Raw genomic sequence first — 22,750 nt, 5'->3', positions numbered from 1 at the left:
ATAACCGCGCTGGCTGCTCGGCAGCGGCTACAGACGCTGGAGCAGGTCTCGCGCCTCGTCGTGCCCCTGCAGCGCCGCCAGCTCCAACCAGTGCCGGGCCTGCTCCGGCTCGAGGGTACGCGGCTGGCAGTACAGACGGCCCAGCTCCAGCTGAGCCAGGCCGTCGCCGGCACGCGCCGCCTGGCGCAGCAGCTCCAGACCGATGCGGCGGTCGCGTGTATTGCCGCACTCGCGGCAGAGCATCTGCCCCAGCCGGCTCTGCGCCTGAACCACGCCTTGGCGCGCAGGCTGCTTGAGCAGACGGCCCGCGATGCGTTTCACGCTGGGCGCCTCGCCCAGTCGTGGGCTATCGAGCAGCCAGGTGGCGACACGAACGGGAACCTGGGTACGTACTGGGAGGGTGTGGAATTCGCTGCGGGGTAAAACGCGGGGCATAAGACTAAAGCAGGGTTCTGAACAGGCGCGCCACTCTACTCTTTTTTATTCACAGGTAAAGCCCTGGCCCGTGGCAGAGCGGCTGCGCATGACAATCCACAGAAGCTGTGGATAACTTTGTGGGTATGGTGGGCGAAATACCTCCTAACACTGATGAAATGGGCCTTGCGCTCAAACTGCTCATTTTTTCACCATATAAAAAAGTCTATATTTTTCATAAACTTATCTTTGCACTTACGCTATTGGCGAGGTTTTAGCAAGAGGCATTATGCAGCTTGACAAGCTGCCTCGCGATTGTGCACAAGTCCCGCAATCAGGTCGGAAATATGCGCCTTTGCGGGGCAAAATCAGCCTTGACAAGGCGGCACGCCGCGACGGGCGGGGCGTGCAGGCCGTGCACCAAATCCGACCCTGTCATCTGCATGCCACAGAAGTCTGAAGCACCAATCAGGCGCGCCCGGTTTGGCAGCCTCGATCACTTCGGGTTACCGTCGCGAATTGATCCGTTTAGGGACCCACGCCCATGCTCAGCCGCCGCGTCTGGCTGCGACTGTCCGTCACATTTGCCCTGCTGCTGATGCTGGTAGTCGCCGTTTATCTGGGTGGCCGCTACCTGTTGCAGCGCAGCGGTATCGAAACCCTCGACTGGCACGGCGCCTCGATCTCGGGCGCGGGCCTGCGCATCGATAGCCTGGCGCTGCGCCAGCGCAGCGGTGCTGGCACCCTGGAGCTATACGGCCATGGCCTCGACCTGGCCTGGCGCGACTTCGCGTTCAGCCTGCCGTTCTGGCGGCATGTGGCTATCGACCGTTTATCGCTCGGCTGGCAACCGGCACAGCAAGACGCCCCAACCGCCACGCCGTCGACCGACCTTGATCTGCAGCAGTTGGCGGCGCCGCTGGCCCTGCTGCCACGCAGCCTGAGGATCGCGCATGTCGAGGCCACCCTGCCCTGTGCCCGCGGGCAATGCATCGCCAGCGGCAGCCTGGATCTGCAGCGCAGTGAAGCTCAACCCATCGCCCTGCGCGTGAACCTCACTCAGCAGGCGCAGATCCTGAGCGCCGCGCTCGACCTCGAACCAGGCCCCGACGCGCTCGAGCTGCAGTTGACCCTGGCGGTGGACCAGCAGCCGCAAGCGACCCTGACCAGCCACCTGCAGCAGCACGGCGAGGGCCTGACCTGGTCGGGCCAGCTCGACGCCAGTGATCTTACCCAGGCCGCCGCGCTGCACGACCTGCTGAGCGCCTGGGCATTACCCGAAGGTAGGCAATGGCCGGCAGCACCCGGCGCGGCCGGCCTCGAAGGCGCCTGGCAGCTCGACCTGCCACGCCGCCAGCTGGAGGTGAACAATGTGCTGGCAGCCAGCGGCCGGTTCGAGGTGCACGGCAATCTGCCAGAGCCCTGGCCGGTGCCTGGCATCGGCCTGCTGCAGGGGCAACTGGCCCTGGCGGCGCACAATCGAGGCCAGCAGTGGATCGCCAGTCGCGTCGAGGCCGATCTGCAGCTCAGCGAGCCCAACCCCGACTGGCTGACGGCGCTGCCGCCGGAACTGCGCAGCGACTCCCTGCACGTGCAGGTGCAAGCGGATACGGCGCTCACCAACCTGCGCCCCGAATTGGCCGAGCGCAGCCTGCCCTTGCAGGTGACGGCTGCACTGCGCGGCACCACGCGCCTGGATCTGCAAGGCCGCGTCGCCGTCGCCAGTTCGGCGCCCTGGGCGCTGCAGTTCGCCGATACGCGCCTGACCACGCGCACCGCCAGGGCGAACCAGGCCGGCTGGCAAGCCACCGAGCTGAGCAGCGAGCTGAATCTGGCCGGTTACGCTGATGCCAGCGCAATCGAGCTGAGCCTTGCCCAGGGTTCGCAGTTGCAGGCCGCCAGCCTGAAAGGCGCCGCGCTGGGCGCGCAAAAGCTGCAGGCCGATCTTGGCGGCAGCGACCTCAGGCTGGCGCTGCAGGCGGGTGCCCTGCAGGGCTGGCAATTCACCGGCCCGCTGAACCTGAGCATAGCGCGCCTGGAACAGGCCAACCTCAAGCCCCAGGGCTGGCGTTTGCAAGGCCAGCTGGCCGCCGCCGATGGGGCCGGTACCCTGCAAGGCAAACTGGGCAACGACAGCGAACTGCAGCTCGACCTGGATGCCGGCCTCGATGCGCAGCAGAACCTGCAGCTCAAGGCCACCCTCGGCGAGCTGTTCCTGCGCTCCGGCAACCCCTTGGCCAAGACCCTGGTGCAATGGCCCGAGCTGCTCGAGCTCGACAGTGGCCGCCTGAATGCCGACGCCAACCTGACGCTGGCCTCCGGCAGCAGCGCAGCAGACCTCGACCTGAACCTGGCCGGCAACGGCCTGGGCGGCATCTACGACCGCACGGAGCTCAGCGGCGTTGACACCCGCCTGCAGTTCAAGCTGGCGCGCCAGCGCTTCGAGCTGTACATCCCGGAACTGAAAATCCAGCAGGCCAACCCCGGCCTGCCGATCGGCCCCCTCGAAGCGCGAGTGCGTTATGGCGCGCCGCTGGCCGCTGCTGCCAAGGGCCAGCTGGAGGTCAACCTGGCGCGCTCCGCGCTGATGGGAGGCCAGGTCACCCTCACCCCAGGACAATGGAACCTGGCCGCCGCTAATCAGCTGTTTCCAATCCAGGTCCGCGGCCTGGAACTCCAGCAGCTGTTCGTCCTCTACCCCGCTGAAGGTCTGGCCGGCAGCGGCACCCTGGACGGCGACCTGCCGGTGCGCCTGGGCCCGAACGGTATCGAGATCGATAACGGCCATATCGCCGCCCGCCAGCCCGGCGGATACCTGCAGTTCAGCTCGGAGAGGATCAAGGCCCTGGGCCGCAGCAACCCGGCGATGCAGCTGGTGACCCAGTCCCTGGAGGACTTCCGCTTCACCACCCTGCACAGCGCGGTCGACTATGATCAGCACGGCACGCTGACCCTGGGCATGCGCCTGGAAGGGCAGAACCCGGCCATCGAGAACGGCCGGCCGATTCACTTCAACATCAACCTGGAGGAGGACATTCCCAACCTGCTCGCCAGCCTGCAGCTGACCGACCGGGTCAACGACATCATCACGCGGCGCGTGCAGCAGCGAATGCTGCAGCGCAACACCGCCCCCAAGGAGCCTTGACGAGGAGAAGCGCCATGCGCTTGCGTAGTTGCATCACCGCCCTGCTGCTGGGGCTGCTGACCACAGCCTGTACCCCGACGGTACAGCTGGCGATGCCCAACGAGCCGATCAACATCAACCTGAATGTGAAGATCGAGCACGAGATCTATATCAAGGTGGATAAGGCGCTGGACAGCATGTTCAGTGAATCCAGCGGACTGTTCTGAGGAGCCACGCATGAACCTGATCAAACCCTTCGCCGGCCTGTTGCTGCTGCTCAGCCTGAGCCTGCCGGCCCATGCCATCAGCCTCAACGAGGCGATGTCCGCCCTGGGCGATGCCAAGGCCAGCGGCCAGCTGGGTGAAATGCCCAATGGTTACCTTGGCGTGGTCAAGGCCGGCGGCCAGGCCGACGAGATCGCCAAGCTGATCAATGCCGCACGCCGCGCCGAATACCAGAAGCTCGCCCAGCAGAACGGCATCCAGCTCAGCGACGTGGAAACCATCGCCGGCCAGAAGGCCATCGACAAGACCCCCGCTGGCCAGTACATCCAGCAGCAGGGTCAGTGGCGCCGCAAGTAACCGTGCCGAGTGCTCGCCGTAGCGAGCGCTTCCCCAGCCCCGGCAATCGGCGGCTGAGCGAGGTCAGGGTACCGGCGCCACCATGGCCTGGCTCACGACGCCCTGGATTGCCCGCATAGTGTTTGCTGTATCACCGTGATCATCGTCGCGGGCTGAGCCGCTTTCAGAGGCGTCGAAGCAGCCGCGCCACGGCCCTGGCAGCCTCGTCGATGGCCGCTTCGGTGTACGCCGCAAAGCCCATCACCAGCCCGGGTGCCTGGGTCTTCACGCAATAGTGCTGCAAGGGCAGCACGTCGATACCCACCTCGGCCAGGCGCGCCTGGGCCTCGCCTTCATCGATGCCGTGCAGACGGCAGACCACATCCAGCCCGGCGCGTATCGGTGGCACCTCGATCAGCCCCTGCCAGTGCCGCTCGGCGGCCTCGGCGAAGGCCTCGGCCCGCGCCGCATAGAGTTTGCGCATGCGGCGCAGGTGACGGTCGAAATGCCCCTGCTCGATAAAATCCGCCAGCACCGCCTGGCCCAGGCTGTTGGCATGCCGCGCGGTCAGCGACACCAGCCGCGTGAAGCCTTCCACCAACTGCGGCGGCAGCACCACGTAAGCCAGGCGCAGGGACGGAAACAGCAGCTTGCTGAAGGTACCGGCGAGGATCACCGAGGCATCGCCGCCGGCCAGGCTGCGCAGCGCCGGGATGGGCTTGGCGACGAAGCGGTACTCGCTGTCGTAGTCGTCCTCGAAGATATAGCTGCCCTGCTCGCTGGCCCAGCGCAGCAACGCCAGGCGCCGCGCCGGTGACAGCTCGCCGCCCAGCGGCGCCTGGTGCGAGGGCGTCACATAGGCCAGCCGCGCATCCGCCGCCATGCCCATGGCCATCTCGACCTGCAGACCTTGGCGGTCCACCGGCACATCGACCAGCGCCACGCCGCTGGCCTTCATCAACTGCCGCGCGCCGGGGTAGCCGGGGTCTTCCATCCACACCCGTTCGCCAGGCGCCACCACCAGCCGCAAGGTCAGGTCCAGGGCCTGCTGCACGCTGCCAAGAATCACGATGCGCTCGGCGCCCACCCGCACGCCACGGGCAATCGCCAGGTACTGGGCGATGGCGCTGCGCAGCGCGGGCAAACCGGCCGGGTCGGCATCGAGCATGTCCAACAGGCGCGATGGGCGCAGATGGGCGGTATGCAGCTTGCGCCACAGGTCGATGGGAAATGCCAGCACGTCGCCCCGGTGCGGAAAGAACGGCCGCAGCCCAGGCTGAGCGCCGCTGCCCATGAAGATCGGTTTTTCCGCCTGCAGGCGTTGCGCCCACAGCGTATCCGGCGCATCGCGCTGCTGCTCCGCGGCGGGCAGCACGCGGCGGCGCACATAACCGGCGTTCAGCGTGGCATCCGGCAGCACCCTGCACACCCGCGTGCCATAGCCGCTGCCGGTATCCAGGTAGCCTTCGGACTGCAGTTGCTGGTACGCCGCCTGCGCGGTGCCGCGGGCCATGCCGTAATGCTCGGCCAGCGCACGGGTGCTCGGCAGCTGGCTGCCCGCCGGTAGACGGCTGCTGAGAATCGCCTCGCGCAACGCGCCGTACAACCAGCGTTGCAGGCCCTCGCCCGGTTGCGGCGCACCGAGCGGCAGCGATACCACCAGAGGGCCAGGGTTTTCGCGCGCCATCATCGTCTCACTTGGATCAATCGGGTCGAGGCTTTATGGATCAATACGCTGGTCCACTTCAAGTACAGAATCGGCTCACCACGCCATTTGGTGTGACGCCCGGCCCACGCGGCGGCCAGGCAAACGCTTTGAGGACTCGCCCATGAAACAACGTATTCTAGTGATCGGCACAGGCTTCGCCGGCCTGTGGAGCGCCCTCAGCGCCGCGCGTCTGCTCGACCTGCAACGGCGCAACGATATCGAGGTGTGCGTGATCGCGCCAAAGGCCGAGCTGCACGTACGCCCGCGCTTCTACGAGGCGGATGTGGCGCGCATGAACGCACCGCTCGACGCATTGTTCACCGCCGTGAACGTGCGCTTCGTGCAGGGTTGGGTCACCGCTATCGACAGCGCCAGCCAGTGCGTGACGTACCGCGATAGCCACCAGGCAGAGCAGCAACTGAGCTACAGCCGCCTGATCCTGGCCAGCGGCAGCCAGGTCAAGCGCCCGGCCCTGAGCGACGTCGAGCAGACCTTCGATGTCGACAGCCTGGAGCATGCCATCGCCCTGGAGCACCATCTGCACGGCCTGGGCGAGTTACCGGAGAGCCTCGCCCGCAATACCGTGGTGGTCGCCGGCGGCGGCTTCACCGGCATCGAGACAGCCACCGAGCTGCCGGCCCGCTTGCGGGCGATTCTTGGCGACGAGACGGCGATCCGCGTGATCGTGGTCGACCGTGGCGAGCGCATCGGCGCCAGCCTGGGCGCCCAGATGGCGCCGCTCATCGCCGAGGCCAGCGCCAGGCAAGGCGTTACCTGGCACCTGGGCACTTCAGTAAGCGCCGTGGATGCCGGGGGTGTCATCCTCGCCAACGGTGAGTGCATCGAAGCACTGACGGTGATCTGGACGGTTGGCGTGCAGGCCTCGCCTCTCACCGCACAGCTGTCCGCCGAGCGCGATGGGCATGGCCGCCTGCATGTGGATCGCAACCTCAGAGTTACCGGGCTGGCGAACCTGTACGCCGCCGGCGACACCGCCTTCGCCGCCGTCGACGATGACGGCCACCACGCGCTGATGAGCTGTCAGCATGCCATTGCCCTGGGTCGCTCGGCCGGCAACAATGCGGCCGCCGACCTGCTCGGCGTGGCCCCCATCGCCTACCGCCAGCCCAAGTACGTCACCTGCCTGGATCTCGGTGAGTGGGGCGCGGTATTCAGTGAGGGCTGGGAGCGCAAGGTGGTGCTCACCGGCGCCGAGGGCAAGCAGCTGAAAACCCAGATCAATACCGAGTGGATCTACCCGCCCGCCGCCGTCCGCGCCACCGCCCTGGCCGCGGCTGATCCGCTGATTCCGGTGGTGGCATAGCGGCCTTGCCCACGCGATGCCGGCCCGGCCTGGCGGCATCCGCAAAGGGCCTGCCCTTGCGGCGTTGGCCTGCAGGCTGACGATTTTCTTCAATACAGCCGCTGCACGCAGCGACAGACTCCGGGCGTCTTTTCCTGATGAGCGACGCCCGCCATGCAGCAGTTCTTGATCATTGCCGCCGCCCACTTCCTGGCGCTGATTTCCCCCGGCCCGGATTTCTTCCTGGTCGCCCGCACCTCCCTGACGGCGGGTTGGCGGGTCGCCAGCGGCGCCTGTCTGGGCATTGCCGTGGCCAATGGAGTATTCATCGTCGCGGCGTTCACCGGCGTGTCGGTGCTGAAGCAGGGCAGCGCGCCGTTCATCACCCTGCAACTGGTCGGCTGCCTGTACCTGCTGTACCTGGGCATGCTGTTCATCCGCCATGCCGGCAGCAGCCTGCTGCAGGCCCCCGGCGAGGCGCCGCCTGGCGGGCGAAGCACCTGGCTGCAGGCGGCCGGCATGGGGTTTCTGTCCGGCGTCCTCAACCCCAAGAATGCGCTGTTCTATGTCAGCCTGGCGAGCATGCTGGGGGCCCAGAGCAGTGCCGGCTGGAAGACGTTCTATGGCATCTGGATGTTCACCGTGGTGCTCGGCTGGGACCTGCTGGTGGCCCTGGCCATCGGCAATGGCCGCCTGCTGCATCGCTTCCAGCGCGCCCTGCCATTGCTCGAGCGGCTTTCGGGCCTGGTGTTGATCGTTCTGGCGCTGGGTATGCTGGTCGTGCTGTCCAAGGTCTGACCGCGCCCTGACCAGTAACGGCCATGCTCCATTGCCGGCTTTGCGGTGGTGGCCGACGAGGTGCGTAACCTGGCCCGACGCCGTATCGGTGATCAGTGACATGAACCTGCAGATCGCCAGCGCCGCCGAATAGCAGAGCGCGGCGGCCGAAGAGGTCAACCGCAACGTCGTCGCCATCCGCAGCGTGACCGAAACCCTTACCGAACAGGCCAGCGAATCGGCGAAGGTCAGCAATCAGCCAAACAGCCTGGCCAACCAACAAATGAGGCTGATGGATCAGTTCAGGGTGTGAGGACCTTTCAGCCCTCTCCTTCCCATGTCTGATCAGTGCTGCAAGCGCGCCGCCAACGTCGACAGATCACCGGACAGGCCCTGCATGGCGCGGCTCGCCGATTCGCTGCGCTGCAGGTCGGCTTCGTTGCTTTGGGCGATGGACACGATCTCGGCCAGGTTGCGGGCGATGTCCTCGGCCACCGAAGTCTGTTCCTCGGCCGCCGTGGCGATCTGCCGGTTCATGTCGCGGATGGCTTCCACCGCCCGGGTGATGCTGTGCAGGCGCTCGCCGGCCACCCCGACCTGTGCCCTGCCGGCCGCGCTCTGCTGGGCTCCCGCAGCGATCGCGGCGCTGGCCTCCTTGGAGGCGCCCTGCACGTTGGCGATCAACTGGTGAATCTCGCTGATCGAGCTGGCGGTGCGCGACGACAGGTTGCGCACCTCATCGGCCACCACCGCGAAGCCGCGGCCGGCCTCACCGGCGCGCGCGGCCTCGATGGCAGCGTTGAGGGCCAGCAGGTTGGTCTGGTCGGCGATGCCGCGGATCACTTCCAGCACGCCACCGATGCGCTCGCTGTCGCTGTCGAGCCGGGCGATCACTTCGGCGGTGCGGGTGATCTCCCCGTGCAGCTGCTCGATGGTGGCGATGGTACCGGCCATGGTGGTTTCACCCTCCTGGGCCGCCTGGTCGGCCTGGTCAGCGGCTCGCGCCGCACTGGCTGCATGGCGCGCCACCTCCTCGGCCGTGGCGCTCATCTCGTGCATGGCGGTGGCCACCTGGTCGGTGCGGGTGAACTGGTCGCGAATGCCCTGGCCGATATGCCCGGCCACGCTGCTCAGCTCTTGCGTGGCGGCGTCCAGTTCACCGGTGCCGCGGCGCAGTTGCTGGGACAGCGCCTGCATGAACTCGCGCAGGCGATTGGCGGCCTCGGCCAGCTGCCCGACCTCATCCTCGCGACCTTCGCTCAGGCGTTCGCCGAACTGCCCACGGCTGAGCAGTTCGAGCTGCCCAGTGGCCCGCAGCAGCGGCGTGGTAATGCGTCGGTTGACCAGCCAGGCGCTGAACAGCGCCAGCAGCACGCCGAGCCCGAGCATCGCCAGGCTGCCAAATAACACGCTGCGCTGGGCATCTTCACTCAGCTGCCCGGCGCTGGCCTGGCTACGCGCGTGCAACTCGTCGACCAACAACGACAGCTGCTCGGTAGTGGCCCGGTCGATACCCTTGACCGCGGCATCGCCGGCCTGGGCGGAAAACCCTGCTGCGGCAAAGGCCTGGTAGCCACGGCGATAGGCCTGGCCCATCTCGGCATGGGCGGCGCGCAGCTCGCTCAGCCGCTGGCGCAGCTCGGCGCTGTCTGCGGTATCGATCAGCGTGCCGATCTGCCTCTGCACCCGCTGCTCTTCATCCTGGAACTGCTGCCAGTAACGGTTGCGTTGCGCTTCGTCAGCACCGCGCAGGAGCACGTTCTTCCATTCCTGGACCTGGATCTTGAAGGCCAGGTTGGCGCCGTCCACCTGGCGTGCTTCTTCCAGCGGGCCGCTGAGCAGCGCCCCATAGCCATCCAGCTGGCGCGACAACAACGCAAAACCGGCCAGCGCAATCAGCAACATCAACACCAGGCCACCGCCAATCAGCAACACCAACTGGGCACGCAGCGAACGACCAAAGCTCATGGAAATCTCGAACGGGAGGAAAGATGTAGCGAGCTTATGAAGATTGCATGACAGATATATTGCAGCGAGATAACCAGTCGTCCAGATAGTGGCTTTTTGCCGATACCGTGTGTCCGTGTCTCTCGAAGGCTAGGGATTACCGATCCGCTGCCTGGCCTCCTGCTCGGCCTCCTGCATGGCGGCGGACAGCAGCCCGGAGCAGGCCAGCACACCGGCGCCACCGGAAAGGCACTCATAGCGCTGCTGATCCTCGGCCGAGCTGCTCAGGCAGTCCTGCAGGGTGATCCGCTGCTCGGCACCGGCCAGGTTCTTTTGCGCCTGGGCGTATTCGGCTGCCGTGATGCGCCCGGCGCTCTTGCGCTCCTCGGCAATCTCGCGCAGGTTCTCGAGGTCGATGACCGTCCAGCGCATGGCGCTCTGGCACATTTCGCGCTTCGACGTCTTGGCTGGCGCAGCTTCAGTTCGCGCCGCCTGGGCGGGCGCAGCAGGTGCTGCCGCTCGCGCTTCACCGGCGTAACCGGGCTTGATCGTCACCGCCTCGACCTGCTGGGCCGCCGGTGGCTGGCTGCCGAAATGCTTTTGCCCCTTTTCGTCCACCCAGCTGTACACCTGGCTCAGCGCTTGAAGGGAAAGGCTGCACAGCACGAGCAAGGCGAGTATCTGGCGAATGGGCATGGTCGATAAATCCCTTTACTGAGCGCGGGCTGCGCTGCGGGCAATCTAGAACCAGGCGACGGCTTTGCCAAGGGGCGGTTTTACTAGCCGCCTGATATCTGCGAACGGGCCCACGATGGCTTTACATAAAGTTGCCGCAACGAAACAGCCAAGACTGCATACAATGCCCATCCGCTTTCAGCTCCGCACAAGGATCCGCCGCCATGGCCTCTCCCGACAAGCAGAAAAAACGCGCCCAGCGGGCCAAGACCAAGGCCAGGCAGAACCGCATGGCCAAGCCCAGGGCCAATGTCGTGCACCCGTTGCTGGCCAACCCGCTGATCGACGAGCCCTTCGATGACGTGGAGATCGACCTCGGCACCTTCGACTTCAAGGACATCGAGGAGAACGGCTTCGACCCGGCCCACTTCGATGACCTGTTCCAGGCCATGCACAAGGCCGAAGCCATTAGCCTGCTCGCCCTGTGCCTGGTGTATTTGCAGTACCCGGTGCTGGAGCTGGTGATCGCCGAGGAAGACCCGGAAACGGCGACCGATTTCATGATGGGCCTGCTGATCGTCTACCGCAGCCTGTTCCACCACGAGGACGAAGACACCGCCGTGCAGTGGATCGGCAGCGAAACCTTCCAGACAGCCTACAACGAGGCCTCGGAGATACTGCAGAAGAAGAATGCCCGTGGCGGCGCGCGCGCCTGAGGCCACGAGCCTCAGTTGATGGCCTCAGTCATTCACGCCCATATAACCCGGCCTCGGCCTCGCGCATAAAGATTTCCACCGTCTTCGGGCCGATGCCCTCGAAGGCCAGCAAGCGCTGCACGAACTCGTGCCGACAGGGACTTTGCTGGCGGATGGCGGTGACGGTGCCAGCGTAGTCGTCCAGTAACTTGCGGCTGAGTTTGTGCAGGCGCGCGGCCGTGGAAATGTCGTACCGCACGTAGCGCGCCTGGCCGAGCAGCCGCACCAGTTGCTGTTGGCTGCAGTGGACGAGCTTGGCAGGCGTGTCCAGCCCCTGCTGCTCGACGAGGACCCGGTAGGCCCGCTCGGCCACCGCCTGCTGGATCGGTTTGCCGAACACGAAGCTTGCCAGCAGCCACTTGAACAGCGCCCTCTCATCCGCCTTGTCGAGCCCGGCCTCGAGCCCAAGCTGTTGTGCGCTGATACGTTTTTCGGCCATGCATGCCCTCCTCGCCAATCCGCCAAGCCGTGGCTGAATGCCAGGCCAGCAACGCCCGGTCTGCCCTACCTCAAGTCAGAACCCCGGGGGCCCATGAGGTTTCAGCTGCAGTTGGATCACAAGCTGCGCCTTCTTTAATGCACACGCGGGCCTGGAGGGAATCTGTCCGTCGGCTAATCGGCCCACCATCAACCCGGTCGATATCCAACATGCACCATGGCCTCTCGAATAACAGGCGTAATGGGGCTAGCCTCGCGTTCACCTGCATTGCCCCATCACGCCGATAGCGAGGATTCGATGACCCAAACAACCTATGTTCCGCCAAAGGTATGGCAGCACCTTGAAGCTTCCGGTGGCCAGTTCTCCAAGATCAACCGCCCCACCGCCGGCGCGACCCACGACAAGGAACTGCCGGTCGGCAAGCACCCGCTGCAGCTCTATTCCCTGGCAACGCCCAATGGCGTGAAGGTGACCATCCTGCTCGAGGAGCTGCTGGCCCTGGGGCACGGCGGCGCCGAGTACGACGCCTGGCTGATCCGCATTGGCGAAGGCGACCAGTTCTCCAGCGGCTTCGTGGGCGTCAACCCGAACTCGAAGATCCCCGCCCTGCTCGACCGCAGCGGCGACACGCCGATCCGCGTGTTCGAGTCCGGCTCGATCCTGCTGTACCTGGCGGAAAAGTTCGGTGAGTTCCTGCCAGAGGATCCGGCCGGCCGTACCGAAACCCTCAACTGGCTGTTCTGGCAAATGGGTTCGGCGCCCTACCTGGGCGGCGGCTTCGGGCACTTCTACGCCTATGCCCCGGAGAAGTTCGAGTACGCCATCAACCGCTTCACCATGGAAGCCAAGCGCCAGTTGGACGTGCTCGACCAGCGCCTGGCGCAGAACCGCTACCTGGCCGGCGACACCTACACCATCGCCGATATCGCCGTGTGGCCCTGGTATGGCGAGCTGGTGCGCAACAACGTCTACGGCGCCGCCGAGTTCCTCTCTGCCCACGAGTACACCCACGTGCAACGCTGGGCCAACGAAATCGCCGAGCGCGAAGCGGTAAAACGTGGCCGCCGGGTGAATCGCACCTGGGGCGATGAGTCCGAGCAGGTGCCGGAGCGGCACCAGGCTGCGGATTTGGCCTGAGGTGAGACGATCTCGGCGAGGCTTCGCGCTTGCCGCAGGTGAACTACAAAGCCCTGATTATGCACAACATCAGGGCTTGTTTTATGCACGAGACATGGGGATTTGAACCCGTTTTTGAGCGGTATCAGTACGGCACAGTACGTGCCACTCTGTGATTTTACTGGGGCTCAGCGTGTCGATTCATGACTATTCGGCACAGTATTTTCGACACTTTTTCGACACATTTCATGATTCGTTGAGAACGTCTTGCCCGCACCTTGACCAGTCAATTGCCCTTAGGTGACGATTGAAGCCCGCTGCGATTTCTTCGCATCTAAGGATAGATATGCGACCTGTAATGAAAAACAATCCATGGCCCCGAAGGCTTCGGCACTTCCCTATGGCAGGAATGCTGATTCTCATCGCTATAACGTCTACCAAGCCAATCACGCTAACAGGCCTTGCTATTGCCCTTTGCATCATTCCTTTTCTTTGCCTTTTTATCTTAGCAATTGCGAGTCGCTGGAGGAAAAGATTTGGTGGCAGCAAATTCATGAATATAATTGCATTTATATTATTGATAGCATTTTTTGCTACCGCCCATTTTACCGCAAGCAACATGCCACCTTATATAGGCGAGCACTTTTGCAAAAGCAAGAGACACGTAATATCTCGCTGTTACTCTAATAAGTAGACCACTAGAAACCCAGCATCACAACCGTTTCTGAGCCTCATTCCTTTTGAATTGAATGCCCCCTTCCCAATTGAGCCATTAACATGAGTAATCCGTTTCAGCCATCTGCATCAGTCCGTGTTAAACCTTCAGCCACCTCTATTGCTGTCACCGGCCTATTGGTACTGCTTGCAGCCATTACGGCTTATCTATTTTGGAGCGATATAAACTATTTGCTTGCTGCTCAGAAAGGAACTCTCACTAGAGCTGGAAGCGTCTCTTTTTTGCACCACATGTACCTGACAACATTCGCACTTGAAATAGCTTATTTTAGACTCATTACAAGCGCCTCCATTTTTATCTTCGTAGTTTTCTCAATGCGAAATAACCAAGCCTTTTCAAGCCATATCGCACCTGTATATCTGTACGGACTCACACAGCTTGCTTTTTACATTTTAAGCATGACTGCGATACTAGGGATTTTAAATCAAGTATCAGATTACAAGTTGCTTGAAATTTCTTATTGGTCTGGCCCAACCGCTAAGGCTTTGGCTGCATCCATACTTTTGATTGCCTCAATGCACCTGATTCCGCCAGCAGCGTTTCTGCTCACTTGCTATTTGGCCAGATCAAAAATCAACAAACAGCTAGAGCTAACAACCACTAACCCATCGGATTAAAACTACTTGCAGCGACACAGTAGCGATCCCTCATCAGGTCGCTATTTGTTTTTCGATCGTTATCATAGCGAGCGCGCCAGGTGCGGCACTCCTCGTGATAATGCTGTTTGGCAGCTTTACGGCATTCGCGATAGTCAATTGAACCACGCTTGTGGTTCGCGCATACGGTGGTGCCGTCAATGTGGTTGTTAACGGATATCCACTCGGCCAGATAATTGGTGCCACCATTCCAGCTTTTAATCCACCTGGAAGTACGCTCACGCTGCACGCTGCGTTGCTGTTGTCTTGGCTGCTCTACTGATGCGATCTGTTGAACTGGTGCGGGTGCCGGCTTGTAGGTGTTTACAGGCTGCTTAGGCGTGTAGTTATTATCGTTGAATACCGTTTGCCGTTCGTGGGTTTCCTGGGCGCGTTGGCGTGACCATTCTTCAAGCTCGCGGTTAGCTTGGATGGTCTGTTGGGCTTGGCTGGATCTGATCCAGTCTTGATCATTGCCTTGTAGTGCTTCGGCTGGCGCCTGCTGAGGCTGTGCAGGCTGCTGGCTGAATATGGGCTCACCGCCAAAGCGGATTGCCTGCTTGAGCTGTGCCACGTCGATCACGATGGGTTTTGCGAATACTGTTACCAAGCCCCAAAAGATTGCAGAGCCAACACCCAAGATTGCCAGCGTTCGCCATGGGCCTTGTTTCTTTCGTGGCTTCAGGTAATCAGGAACATCTTCCTTATCAGCTCTCATCACTATTCCTTGTGCTGCCCCCATTTAAATAGGAGAAAAGTATATTGAACGTACATCTCTGCTCAGCTCGAACCTTCAGGGTTTATTTGCTTATCTATCTTAGCTTTCTGGAAGGCCTTATACCTAGCTTCTAAAGCTTTCCCTTCTCGGACTCGATCAGCATTAGAGTATGAGTTCACATTAATTCTTTCACCACTACTTGTTAGGCCTTGAGCCCAGGCACTAATTTTCTCTAAGCTTTTTGCCATTTTGTAAACAGGGTCACCCCCCCTAGCTCAATGATGCCGGAAAATGACGACATATCAATTAAAACAGTATTCCTATACTCGTATCCTTGGGTATCGAAATAAGTGATCTCAATTGAAAACCTTGTTAAGAAAACCTTATCCTCACCAATTTTTCCAATAACATCCAAAAAGCCAAACACAAAGCTCTTATAAACCTGCCCTATACCTAAATTCGATATACCGCTTTTTATAGCCCCAAGCTTAAAAATGCTGTCAACCACTGGATTGGCGTCTTCAATGCCAATACCATCAAGATCGCTCAGTAGCTTAAATTTAATATTCTTTGCAACACCGCGACCATAATTTGCAATCTTTAACTCAATAAAATGAAAATCGACCCGACTATGAACCAGCGAAAAATCCACATAAGGTTTAATAGAGTCCCTCTGCAACTCTGAGAGCTGCTTAGTCTGCGCCGCCCTTAGGTACCACGTCTCTTTAGCCAGTATAAAAGTCAAAACAGCTATCGCCACCGTTGCCCCAGCAGATATCCATGAAGACAAAGAGTCGGCAGTCAGTAAGAAGTCATCTTTAATCGTTTCAGATAAGATCACTCCGCCCATAAATGCCGCCGGCAACAAAAGCGCCAAAATCACTATAGACAATATATATTTATTTAAACTCTTCTGCGCCACACCAATCTCCTTTTGCTCGGGCATACCAACGTTTAGCTACTTCCGATGTAATCGCTATCCCGCGTTCTGATTGGGCAAGTTTCGGTTGGCCTCGTCGTAGTCGGGGCTAACTTGTCCTTTATCTGGCATGACCTCCCCAGTCATTAGCCACCAGCGATATTGCGGGTACAGCTTCCCTAGAAGCTCCACCTCTTCCGCACCAATGCGCGCTCTTCCTCTCTTGATGCTTTGCCAGCGCACGTAGTCCTTGCTGTTCACCTCTGCCAGCTCTTTGAGGCTGGTTGCGTTCAGCAATTGATGCGCTCTATCGGCCATGCCTTGAGCCATTAACAAATACCATTTATGGAATATTGCCATAATGCCCCTCTATGGATATTATCCATATGGACTATATCCATGAGGCAAGTTCACTGCCTCGAATATTGACACGAATAGGCACGGAACGACATGGGACTAGAAGAGCTGGACGCCAACAAGCTGATAGGCCCGCAACAGGACGTTGAAACCATCGAAACCTGGGCGGATCGCAACGGCATCACCTACGACACCGCTCGCTCCTGGGCCATGCGTGGTGTGCTGCCCACCGTGAAGCTCGGCAAACGCCGCATGGTCAACAGCGCCATGCTCCGCCATTGGCTGCTTGAGCAGGAGGCATAGCAGCTCTTTGCTGACAGTCTCTGAGTCTTGGCTTACCATGCTTGAAAACGTATATACGTCGTACACACGATCAAGGGTGTCTGTCATGGCTAAAGAAGCTGTATTCAACCTGAAGCTGGAGCCTGAACTGCGTGACGGATTCATGGCTGCTGCACAAGCTGCACGCCTCCCAGCCTCTCAGATAATGCGTGACCTTATGCGCGATTACATTCGCCAGCAGCAACAAGCCAAGGCGCATGATGAATTTGTTCAGCGCAAAGTGGCTGTTGCCAGAGCTTCTGTCGAGGCTGGTCGTGGTCGATCCAATGAAGATGTAGAAGCCGCATTTGCTGCACGCCGCGCTAAGGCTTTGGGTCACGAATGAAGGTTATCTGGACGCCCGAAGCTGAGCAGGATCGTTTGGATATATGGGACTACATCGCGACAGATAACCCGCCAGCAGCCGTACGTATGGATGAGCTGTTCAGTGCTGCAGCAGCATCCCTGAGAGACTTTCCCGACAAGGGCAGGTTGGGACAGATCGTCGGCACCCGCGAATTGATTCCCCACGAAAACTACCGGCTCATCTATCAGGCTGAAAATGATGCGGTCTGGACTCTCGCCTTGGTGCATGTCGCCAGGATGTGGCCCCGCTCCAGGGTTGAGCAGCAAGCCATTATGCCTTTCGACACTGTTTCGACAGTCGGAAGGCCCTGAAAAGCAAAAGCCCCCAAAACTCTAGGAATTTCAGGGGCTTAGGCTTGAGATATGGCGGGAAGATAGGGATTTGAACCCTAGGTACCATCGCTGATACAACGGATTTCGAATCCGTCCCGTTCGGCCACTCCGGCATCTTCCCAGGCGGCGCGCATGATATCAGCAGAAATCCGTTTGGCGAAGCCCATTGCGTAATTTTTTTCGCGTGCTATCAAATGCTTGGCTCATTCGCTGGGTAACAGCTGCGCTGCCCTAGGCTGATCGGCACGCCTGCAACGCTGGATTCGGCGTTCCATAGCCCTCTGCCTCGGAGCTCTGCAGTTGAAGCCGCTCGGCAGAGGAGCAGCGCAGCCAGAATCGAGCACCATCCACTCGGCGGATACTGGCTTGCTGGCGCAACAGAATACTGTACATTTAAACAGTATTTTTCTTGCCACCTGCCTGCCATGTCCTCCGTCGTTGCTATCGATCATCTGCTCAATGAACGCCGTATCTGGCGCGGCCAGGGCATTGTCGCGCCCAATGGCCACCAGCCCACGGGCAATGCGGCGCTGGATGCGTCGCTGCCAGGCGGTGGCTGGCCGGAGGCGGCGTTGAGCGAGCTCCTGGTCGAGGCGCCGGGTATTGGTGAGTTGCGCATGGTGCTGGCGACCTTGGCGCGCCTGAGCGCTGCCGGGGAGCGGGTGGTACTGGTCGCACCGCCCTACCTGCCCTACCCCAGCGCCTGGTTGGCGGCGGGTGTAGAGATGAAGCAGCTGACGCTGATCCAGGCGAGTCCACGGGATGCCTTGTGGGCGGCCGAGCAGTGCCTGCGCTCGGGCAGTTGCGGCGCGGTGGTGCTGTGGCCGCAGCGTGCCGATGACCGTGCCCTGCGCCGCCTGCAGATCGCCGCGGAAACCGGGCAGACCCTGGCCTTTGCCTACCGCCCGCTGTTTGAGGCGCGCAACCCTTCTCCGGCGGCCCTGCGCCTGACCATCCAGGCGCAGCCCGCGCAAGTACGGGTGCTCAAGTGCCGAGGTGGGCAGCCGCCGGCACGGGCGTTTGCCTTGAGCGCCTGGGGGCTTTGAGATGCGCTGGGCCTGCATCCTGTTGCCGCAACTGGCCATGGACGGCGTGCTGCGTGGCCGTGAGGACCACGATGCGCCATTGGTACTGCTGAGCGGCACGCCCCAGCGACGCGTGTTGCAGGCGGTCAATTCGCCCGCCCGGGCACTCGGCTTGCGCCCCGGGCTGACGCTGACGGCGGCGCAATCCCTGAACTGCGCGTTCGCCAGTGCCGAGTACGAGCCCGCCGATATCGAGCGCTGGCGCAGCTTCCTGGCTGCCTGGGCCTACGGTTTCAGCTCCCAGGTGAGCCTGCACTATCCGCGCTGCCTGCTGCTCGAGGTGCAATCGAGCCTGTCCCTGTTCGGGCCCTGGCCTCGCTTCGAGGCGCGCTTGCGTGAGGAGCTGACGGGCCTGGGGTTTCGCCATCGCATCACCCTGGCGCACCACCCGGCTGCAGCGCGCATGCTCGCCAACCTGCACGATGGTTTGGCGATCACCGACGAGCAGGCACTGCGCGAGCGCCTGGCGGCCATGCCGCTGGATCGCATCGGTCTGCCCGAGGAGCTGGCCACGACGCTGGCGCGCATGGGCCTGCGCCAGGTGCGCCAGCTGCAGGCGCTGCCCCGCGACAGCCTGGCGCGGCGCTTCCCGCCTGAGTTGCTGGCCGGCCTGGATACCCTGATGGGCCTGCGCCCGCTGGCGCTGGATTACTACCGCCCACCGGATGTGTTCGACAGCCGACTGGAGCTGCACTTCGAGGTGGAGTCGACCCAGGCCCTGCTGTTTCCGCTACGCCGCCTGACCGCGGACCTGGCCGCCTACCTGGCGGGCCGGGACTGCGGCGTGCAGCGTTTCGTGCTGCACCTGGAGCACCGTGACGGTGAAGACAGCCTGCTGCCCGTTGGCCTGCTCAGTGCCGAGCGGGAGGCGGCCATGCTGCTGGAGTTCACCCGCGGCCGCCTGGAGCAGCTGCAACTGCCGTCACCGGTGCTGGCGCTGCGCCTGGTGGCCCGCGACCTGCCGACTTTCGTGCCGCAGCATCAGGCACTCTTTGAGGATCGCCCACAACAAACCCTGGGCTGGGAACAACTGCGTGAACGCCTGCGCGCGCGCCTGGGCGACGACGCCGTGCAAAGCCTGGCCGCCCATGCCGATCACCGCCCGGAGAAGGCCTGGCGCACCGATACAAGCCGCGCGGCACTGCCCAGCCCGAGCGGCGCGCGGCCCAGCTGGTTGCTACCGGAACCGCAGGTGCTGCGCGAGCCGCTGCAGATTCTCAGCGGCCCGGAGCGCATCGAGTCCGGCTGGTGGGACGGCGAGGACGTGCGCCGCGACTACTACCTGATCGAGACCCGCAGCGGCCAGCGCGGCTGGGCCTTTCGCAGCGTCGGCGAAGACGGCCCGTTGCGGCTGCACGGCTGGTTCGCATGAGCCTCCCCGACTACGCCGAGCTGCACTGCCTGTCGAACTTCAGTTTCCAGCGCGGTGCCTCCAGCGCTGCCGAGCTGTTCGAGCGCGCCAAGCTGCTCGGCTATCGCGCCCTGGCGATCACCGACGAATGCACCCTGGCCGGCATCGTGCGGGCCTGGCAGGCCGCCAAGGAGCACGACGTGAAGCTGATCGTCGGTAGCGAGCTGAGGCTGCAGAACGGCGCCCGGCTGGTTGTGCTGGTCGAGAATCTCGCCGGTTACCAGCGTTTGTGTGCGCTGATTACCCGCGCCCGGCGGCGTGCGGAAAAGGGCCACTACATCCTGCTCGACGAGGATCTGCCCGTGGAGCCGGACGGGTTGCTGGCCATCTGGCTGCCGGCACCGGACGACAACGCCATGGCTGGTGCCTGGCTGCGTGAGCGCTTTGCCGAACGCCTGTGGCTGGGGGTGGAGCTGCACCGCGGTGCCGACGATGCGGCGTTGCTGCAGCATGGCCTAGGCCTGGCCCGGCAACTGGGCATCCCTGCCGTGGCCTGTGGCGACGTGCATATGCACGCCCGTGGCCGCCGCGCCCTGCAGGACTGCATGACCGCCATCCGCCACCACCTGCCCGTGGCCGAAGCCGGCGCCCATCTGTTCGCCAATGGCGAGCGCCACCTGCGCCGCCGTGAGGAACTGGCCGAGCTGTATCCGCCCGAGCTGCTCAGCGAAAGCCTGCATATCGCCGAGCGCTGCCGGTTCGATCTCAAAGAGCTCAAGTACCAGTATCCCCATGAGCTGGTGCCGGCCGGTCATGACGCCAGCTCCTGGCTGCGCCAACTGGTCGAGGACGGTATCCGCTGGCGCTGGGGAGATGGCATCAGCGACAAGACGCGGGCGCAGATCGAAAGGGAACTGGCGCTGATCAGCGAGCTGGGCTACGAAAGCTATTTCCTCACCGTGCACGACATCGTGCGTTTCGCCCGCGAGCAGTCGATTCTCTGCCAGGGCCGTGGCTCGGCGGCCAACTCCTCGGTGTGCTTCGCCCTGGGCATCACCGAACTCAACCCGATGGCCAAGGACAGCCGCCTGCTGTTCGAGCGTTTCCTGTCCCGCGAGCGCAACGAGCCGCCGGATATCGACGTGGATTTCGAGCACGACCGCCGCGAGGAAGTCATCCAGTACGTGTTTCGCCGTTATGGCCGCGAGCGCGCGGCGCTGACCGCGGTGGTCAGCACCTACCATGGCGCCGGCGCGATTCGTGACGTGGCCAAGGCCCTGGGCTTGCCGCCCGACCAGATCAACGCCCTGGCCGGTTGCTGCGGGCGCTGGAGCGATCGCATCCCGGATGCCGAACGCCTGCGCGAAGCCGGCTTCGACCCGCAGAGCAAGGTGTTGCACCGCGTGCTGGTGCTGGCTGGCGAGCTGATCGGCTTTCCCCGTCACCTCTCCCAGCACCCCGGCGGCTTCGTGATTTCCGAGACGCCCCTCGACACCCTGGTGCCGGTGGAAAACGCCAGCATGGCCGAGCGCACCGTGATCCAGTGGGACAAGGACGATCTCGACGCCGTCGGTCTGCTCAAGGTCGACGTGCTGGCCCTCGGCATGCTCAGCGCCCTGCGCCGCTGCTTCGACCTGCTGGCCGCCTACCGCGGCAAACGCTGGACGCTGGCCAGCCTGCCGGCCGAGGACCCGGCCACCTACGAGATGATCAGCCGCGCCGACACCCTGGGCGTGTTCCAGATCGAATCCCGGGCGCAGATGGCCATGCTGCCGCGCCTGCGGCCAAAGACCTTCTATGACCTGGTGATCCAGGTGGCCATCGTGCGGCCGGGGCCGATCCAGGGCGATATGGTGCACCCCTACCTGCGCCGTCGAACCGGGGAAGAAAAGGTCACCTACCCCTCCGAGGAGCTGCAGCCGGTGTTCGAGCGCACCCTGGGCGTGCCGCTGTTCCAGGAACAGGTGATGGAATTGGCGATCATCGCCGCCGATTACACCCCCGGCGAAGCCGATGAGTTGCGCCGCGCCATGGCGGCCTGGAAGCGCCACGGCGGTCTGGAACCGCACCGCGAGCGACTGACCAAGCGCATGCTCGAGAAGGACTACCCGATCGAATACATCAACCGCATCTTCGAGCAGATCAAGGGCTTTGGCAGCTACGGCTTTCCCGAATCCCATGCCTCCAGCTTCGCCCTGCTCACCTATGCCAGTTGCTGGCTCAAGTGCCACGAGCCGGCGGCCTTCGCCTGCGCGCCGATCAACAGTTGGCCGATGGGTTTCTACAACCCCGACCAGGTGCTGCAGGACGTCCGCCGCCACGGCTTGCGCATTCACCCGGTAGACGTGCGCTACAGCGCCTGGGAGTGCACCCTGGAAGACGTCGGCAAGCCGCAACCGGCCATTCGCCTGGGGCTGTGCCTGGTCAAGGGCTTTCGCGAAGACGCCGCGCTGCGCATCGCCACTGCCCGCGAGCAGGCCGCATTCAGCGATATCGCCGACCTCTGCCAGCGCGCCCGCCTGGATAACAACGCCCGCGCGCGCCTGGCCGACGCGGGCGCCCTGCAGGCGTTGGTCGGCCATCGCCACCAGGCGCGCTGGGCCATCGCCGGGGTGGAGCCGCAGTTGCCCCTGTTCGCCAGTTTGCCGGCACAACAGGAGGTCGCCATCAACCTGCCGCGCCCCAGCGTCGGTGAAAACCTGCTGACCGACTATGCAACCCTCGGCACCACCCTCGGCCCCCATCCGCTGGCGTTGCTGCGCGGCAAACTCAGGGCCGCCCGCTGCCGCAGCCGTCGCGAACTGGAGCGTGTGGAACCCGGCAGGATGGTCAGCGTGGCCGGCCTGGTGATCGGCCGCCAGCGCCCACAGACTGCCAGCGGCGTGACCTTCGTCACCCTGGAAGACGAGTTCGGCATGATCAATGTGCTGGTACGCCTGGAGCTGGCCGAGCGCCAGCGCAAGACGCTGCTGCAATCGCGCCTGCTGCGCATCGACGGCCATCTGGAAGCCGCCAAGGGCGTGCAGCACGTGATCGCCGGGCGGCTGGTCGACCTGACCGACTGGCTAGTGGGGCTGGATGTGCGCAGCCGGGATTTTCATTGAGGCGGG

Annotated in this window: 22 protein-coding genes, 1 tRNA gene and 2 pseudogenes; 15 read left to right on the top strand and 10 right to left on the bottom strand. The window is 62.8% G+C overall.

Features of this window, described 5'->3' with window-relative positions:
- Positions 1–27: 27 nt before the first annotated feature.
- Positions 28–435: a tetratricopeptide repeat protein gene (locus SA190iCDA_RS09210; RefSeq protein ID WP_083329830.1), complete on the bottom strand. Its 408-nt coding sequence runs from the start codon at positions 433–435 to the stop codon at positions 28–30.
- A gap of 523 nt (positions 436–958) precedes the next feature.
- Here SA190iCDA_RS09210 and SA190iCDA_RS09205 point away from each other — a divergent pair.
- The 3 genes from SA190iCDA_RS09205 to SA190iCDA_RS09195 are packed head-to-tail and all read left to right on the top strand — an operon-like array spanning position 959 to position 4,120.
- Positions 959–3,559: a YdbH domain-containing protein gene (locus SA190iCDA_RS09205; protein ID WP_070886656.1), complete on the top strand. Its 2,601-nt coding sequence runs from the start codon at positions 959–961 to the stop codon at positions 3,557–3,559.
- 14 nt (positions 3,560–3,573) lie between these two features.
- The gene (locus tag SA190iCDA_RS09200) at positions 3,574–3,765 is read left to right on the top strand and encodes a YnbE family lipoprotein (protein ID WP_013792254.1); all 192 of its coding nucleotides are present in this window, start codon (positions 3,574–3,576) and stop codon (positions 3,763–3,765) included.
- A 10-nt stretch (positions 3,766–3,775) separates the two neighbouring features.
- Positions 3,776–4,120, top strand: coding sequence for a YdbL family protein (locus SA190iCDA_RS09195; RefSeq protein WP_070886655.1), 345 nt, complete (start codon positions 3,776–3,778; stop codon positions 4,118–4,120).
- 163 nt (positions 4,121–4,283) lie between these two features.
- Here the strand turns inward: SA190iCDA_RS09195 and SA190iCDA_RS09190 are convergent, their stop codons facing one another.
- Positions 4,284–5,786 (bottom strand): PLP-dependent aminotransferase family protein, encoded by a 1,503-nt coding sequence (locus SA190iCDA_RS09190; RefSeq protein WP_070886897.1) that lies wholly within the window; start codon positions 5,784–5,786, stop codon positions 4,284–4,286.
- A 142-nt stretch (positions 5,787–5,928) separates the two neighbouring features.
- On the opposite strand from SA190iCDA_RS09190, the gene SA190iCDA_RS09185 reads away from it, so the two are divergent.
- The 3 genes and pseudogenes from SA190iCDA_RS09185 to SA190iCDA_RS09175 form a co-directional block, all read left to right on the top strand.
- Positions 5,929–7,131: an NAD(P)/FAD-dependent oxidoreductase gene (locus SA190iCDA_RS09185; protein ID WP_070886654.1), complete on the top strand. Its 1,203-nt coding sequence runs from the start codon at positions 5,929–5,931 to the stop codon at positions 7,129–7,131.
- 153 nt (positions 7,132–7,284) lie between these two features.
- Positions 7,285–7,908 carry a LysE family translocator gene (locus SA190iCDA_RS09180; RefSeq protein WP_070886653.1) on the top strand — a complete coding sequence of 208 codons (624 nt, stop codon included), beginning with the start codon at positions 7,285–7,287 and terminating at the stop codon, positions 7,906–7,908.
- An 82-nt stretch (positions 7,909–7,990) separates the two neighbouring features.
- Positions 7,991–8,200, top strand: a pseudogene (locus SA190iCDA_RS09175) (hypothetical protein); the annotation flags it as partial.
- Between the two features lie 32 nt (positions 8,201–8,232).
- Here SA190iCDA_RS09175 and SA190iCDA_RS23385 read toward each other — a convergent pair.
- The 3 genes and pseudogenes from SA190iCDA_RS23385 to SA190iCDA_RS09165 all read right to left on the bottom strand — a co-directional run bounded on the left by SA190iCDA_RS23385 (position 8,233) and on the right by SA190iCDA_RS09165 (position 10,530).
- On the bottom strand, positions 8,233–8,937 hold the full coding sequence (locus SA190iCDA_RS23385) for a methyl-accepting chemotaxis protein (protein ID WP_419203914.1): 705 nt from the start codon (positions 8,935–8,937) through the stop codon (positions 8,233–8,235).
- Positions 8,938–9,153: 216 nt separating this feature from the next.
- Positions 9,154–9,276 (bottom strand): annotated as a pseudogene (locus SA190iCDA_RS23380) (hypothetical protein); the annotation flags it as partial.
- A gap of 708 nt (positions 9,277–9,984) precedes the next feature.
- The gene (locus SA190iCDA_RS09165; RefSeq protein ID WP_070886651.1) at positions 9,985–10,530 is read right to left on the bottom strand and encodes a DUF4124 domain-containing protein; all 546 of its coding nucleotides are present in this window, start codon (positions 10,528–10,530) and stop codon (positions 9,985–9,987) included.
- A 203-nt stretch (positions 10,531–10,733) separates the two neighbouring features.
- Between SA190iCDA_RS09165 and SA190iCDA_RS09160 the strand changes: the two genes are divergently transcribed.
- Positions 10,734–11,225, top strand: coding sequence for a hypothetical protein (locus SA190iCDA_RS09160; RefSeq protein WP_070886650.1), 492 nt, complete (start codon positions 10,734–10,736; stop codon positions 11,223–11,225).
- Between the two features lie 28 nt (positions 11,226–11,253).
- Here the strand turns inward: SA190iCDA_RS09160 and SA190iCDA_RS09155 are convergent, their stop codons facing one another.
- Positions 11,254–11,703 carry a DNA methylase gene (locus SA190iCDA_RS09155; RefSeq protein ID WP_070886649.1) on the bottom strand — a complete coding sequence of 150 codons (450 nt, stop codon included), beginning with the start codon at positions 11,701–11,703 and terminating at the stop codon, positions 11,254–11,256.
- Positions 11,704–12,000: 297 nt separating this feature from the next.
- Here SA190iCDA_RS09155 and yghU point away from each other — a divergent pair, with 297 nt between their 5' ends.
- Both yghU and SA190iCDA_RS09145 read left to right on the top strand, forming a co-directional pair.
- Positions 12,001–12,840 (top strand): glutathione-dependent disulfide-bond oxidoreductase, encoded by an 840-nt coding sequence (gene yghU, locus SA190iCDA_RS09150; RefSeq protein WP_070886648.1) that lies wholly within the window; start codon positions 12,001–12,003, stop codon positions 12,838–12,840.
- A gap of 756 nt (positions 12,841–13,596) precedes the next feature.
- The gene (locus tag SA190iCDA_RS09145; protein ID WP_139159521.1) at positions 13,597–14,172 is read left to right on the top strand and encodes a hypothetical protein; all 576 of its coding nucleotides are present in this window, start codon (positions 13,597–13,599) and stop codon (positions 14,170–14,172) included.
- Here SA190iCDA_RS09145 and SA190iCDA_RS09140 read toward each other — a convergent pair.
- The 3 genes from SA190iCDA_RS09140 to SA190iCDA_RS09130 all read right to left on the bottom strand — a co-directional run bounded on the left by SA190iCDA_RS09140 (position 14,156) and on the right by SA190iCDA_RS09130 (position 16,187).
- Positions 14,156–14,908, bottom strand: coding sequence for a hypothetical protein (locus SA190iCDA_RS09140; RefSeq protein WP_083329829.1), 753 nt, complete (start codon positions 14,906–14,908; stop codon positions 14,156–14,158). The genes SA190iCDA_RS09145 and SA190iCDA_RS09140 overlap by 17 nt on opposite strands.
- A gap of 232 nt (positions 14,909–15,140) precedes the next feature.
- Positions 15,141–15,830, bottom strand: coding sequence for a hypothetical protein (locus SA190iCDA_RS09135; protein WP_139159520.1), 690 nt, complete (start codon positions 15,828–15,830; stop codon positions 15,141–15,143).
- 54 nt (positions 15,831–15,884) lie between these two features.
- Positions 15,885–16,187 carry a DNA-binding protein gene (locus SA190iCDA_RS09130; protein ID WP_236101142.1) on the bottom strand — a complete coding sequence of 101 codons (303 nt, stop codon included), beginning with the start codon at positions 16,185–16,187 and terminating at the stop codon, positions 15,885–15,887.
- 90 nt (positions 16,188–16,277) lie between these two features.
- Between SA190iCDA_RS09130 and SA190iCDA_RS09125 the strand changes: the two genes are divergently transcribed.
- The 3 genes from SA190iCDA_RS09125 to SA190iCDA_RS09115 all read left to right on the top strand — a co-directional run bounded on the left by SA190iCDA_RS09125 (position 16,278) and on the right by SA190iCDA_RS09115 (position 17,183).
- On the top strand, positions 16,278–16,487 hold the full coding sequence (locus SA190iCDA_RS09125) for a DNA-binding protein (RefSeq protein WP_070886646.1): 210 nt from the start codon (positions 16,278–16,280) through the stop codon (positions 16,485–16,487).
- An 85-nt stretch (positions 16,488–16,572) separates the two neighbouring features.
- On the top strand, positions 16,573–16,851 hold the full coding sequence (locus SA190iCDA_RS09120) for an antitoxin of toxin-antitoxin stability system (protein WP_083329828.1): 279 nt from the start codon (positions 16,573–16,575) through the stop codon (positions 16,849–16,851).
- Positions 16,848–17,183 carry a type II toxin-antitoxin system mRNA interferase toxin, RelE/StbE family gene (locus SA190iCDA_RS09115; protein WP_070886644.1) on the top strand — a complete coding sequence of 112 codons (336 nt, stop codon included), beginning with the start codon at positions 16,848–16,850 and terminating at the stop codon, positions 17,181–17,183. Before SA190iCDA_RS09120 ends, SA190iCDA_RS09115 begins: the two co-directional genes overlap by 4 nt.
- A gap of 52 nt (positions 17,184–17,235) precedes the next feature.
- On the opposite strand, the gene SA190iCDA_RS09110 is transcribed toward SA190iCDA_RS09115, so the two are convergent.
- Positions 17,236–17,325: transfer RNA gene (locus SA190iCDA_RS09110), tRNA-Ser, on the bottom strand.
- A 304-nt stretch (positions 17,326–17,629) separates the two neighbouring features.
- Here SA190iCDA_RS09110 and imuA point away from each other — a divergent pair.
- From imuA to SA190iCDA_RS09095, 3 genes are read left to right on the top strand one after another with little or no spacing between them, the layout of a single operon-like run.
- Positions 17,630–18,250: a translesion DNA synthesis-associated protein ImuA gene (imuA, locus tag SA190iCDA_RS09105; protein ID WP_070886643.1), complete on the top strand. Its 621-nt coding sequence runs from the start codon at positions 17,630–17,632 to the stop codon at positions 18,248–18,250.
- A 1-nt stretch (position 18,251) separates the two neighbouring features.
- Positions 18,252–19,661 (top strand): Y-family DNA polymerase, encoded by a 1,410-nt coding sequence (locus SA190iCDA_RS09100; RefSeq protein WP_070886642.1) that lies wholly within the window; start codon positions 18,252–18,254, stop codon positions 19,659–19,661.
- A complete protein-coding gene (locus SA190iCDA_RS09095) occupies positions 19,658–22,744 on the top strand; it encodes an error-prone DNA polymerase (protein WP_070886641.1) in 3,087 nt (1,028 codons plus the stop codon). Before SA190iCDA_RS09100 ends, SA190iCDA_RS09095 begins: the two co-directional genes overlap by 4 nt.
- The last annotated feature ends 6 nt before the right edge of the window (positions 22,745–22,750 follow it).

The organism is Pseudomonas argentinensis (assembly GCF_001839655.2).
Lineage (GTDB): Bacteria > Pseudomonadota > Gammaproteobacteria > Pseudomonadales > Pseudomonadaceae > Aquipseudomonas > Aquipseudomonas argentinensis_B.
Note: the sequence above shows the minus strand (reverse complement) of the source record. Positions and strands in the feature narration are given on the sequence as shown.

Coding starts and splice junctions, on each gene's coding strand:
- SA190iCDA_RS09155 (WP_070886649.1), bottom strand. CDS start 11,703: ATGGCCGAAAAACGTATCAGCGCACAACAGCTTGGGCTCGAGGCCGGG.
- SA190iCDA_RS09205 (WP_070886656.1), top strand. CDS start 959: ATGCTCAGCCGCCGCGTCTGGCTGCGACTGTCCGTCACATTTGCCCTG.
- SA190iCDA_RS09180 (WP_070886653.1), top strand. CDS start 7,285: ATGCAGCAGTTCTTGATCATTGCCGCCGCCCACTTCCTGGCGCTGATT.
- SA190iCDA_RS09120 (WP_083329828.1), top strand. CDS start 16,573: ATGGCTAAAGAAGCTGTATTCAACCTGAAGCTGGAGCCTGAACTGCGT.
- SA190iCDA_RS23385 (WP_419203914.1), bottom strand. CDS start 8,937: ATGAGCGCCACGGCCGAGGAGGTGGCGCGCCATGCAGCCAGTGCGGCG.
- SA190iCDA_RS09125 (WP_070886646.1), top strand. CDS start 16,278: ATGGGACTAGAAGAGCTGGACGCCAACAAGCTGATAGGCCCGCAACAG.
- SA190iCDA_RS09160 (WP_070886650.1), top strand. CDS start 10,734: ATGGCCTCTCCCGACAAGCAGAAAAAACGCGCCCAGCGGGCCAAGACC.
- SA190iCDA_RS09195 (WP_070886655.1), top strand. CDS start 3,776: ATGAACCTGATCAAACCCTTCGCCGGCCTGTTGCTGCTGCTCAGCCTG.
- yghU (WP_070886648.1), top strand. CDS start 12,001: ATGACCCAAACAACCTATGTTCCGCCAAAGGTATGGCAGCACCTTGAA.
- SA190iCDA_RS09185 (WP_070886654.1), top strand. CDS start 5,929: ATGAAACAACGTATTCTAGTGATCGGCACAGGCTTCGCCGGCCTGTGG.
- SA190iCDA_RS09165 (WP_070886651.1), bottom strand. CDS start 10,530: ATGCCCATTCGCCAGATACTCGCCTTGCTCGTGCTGTGCAGCCTTTCC.
- SA190iCDA_RS09130 (WP_236101142.1), bottom strand. CDS start 16,187: ATGGCAATATTCCATAAATGGTATTTGTTAATGGCTCAAGGCATGGCC.
- SA190iCDA_RS09100 (WP_070886642.1), top strand. CDS start 18,252: ATGCGCTGGGCCTGCATCCTGTTGCCGCAACTGGCCATGGACGGCGTG.
- imuA (WP_070886643.1), top strand. CDS start 17,630: ATGTCCTCCGTCGTTGCTATCGATCATCTGCTCAATGAACGCCGTATC.
- SA190iCDA_RS09190 (WP_070886897.1), bottom strand. CDS start 5,786: ATGGCGCGCGAAAACCCTGGCCCTCTGGTGGTATCGCTGCCGCTCGGT.
- SA190iCDA_RS09140 (WP_083329829.1), bottom strand. CDS start 14,908: ATGAGAGCTGATAAGGAAGATGTTCCTGATTACCTGAAGCCACGAAAG.
- SA190iCDA_RS09095 (WP_070886641.1), top strand. CDS start 19,658: ATGAGCCTCCCCGACTACGCCGAGCTGCACTGCCTGTCGAACTTCAGT.
- SA190iCDA_RS09200 (WP_013792254.1), top strand. CDS start 3,574: ATGCGCTTGCGTAGTTGCATCACCGCCCTGCTGCTGGGGCTGCTGACC.
- SA190iCDA_RS09115 (WP_070886644.1), top strand. CDS start 16,848: ATGAAGGTTATCTGGACGCCCGAAGCTGAGCAGGATCGTTTGGATATA.
- SA190iCDA_RS09210 (WP_083329830.1), bottom strand. CDS start 435: ATGCCCCGCGTTTTACCCCGCAGCGAATTCCACACCCTCCCAGTACGT.
- SA190iCDA_RS09145 (WP_139159521.1), top strand. CDS start 13,597: ATGAGTAATCCGTTTCAGCCATCTGCATCAGTCCGTGTTAAACCTTCA.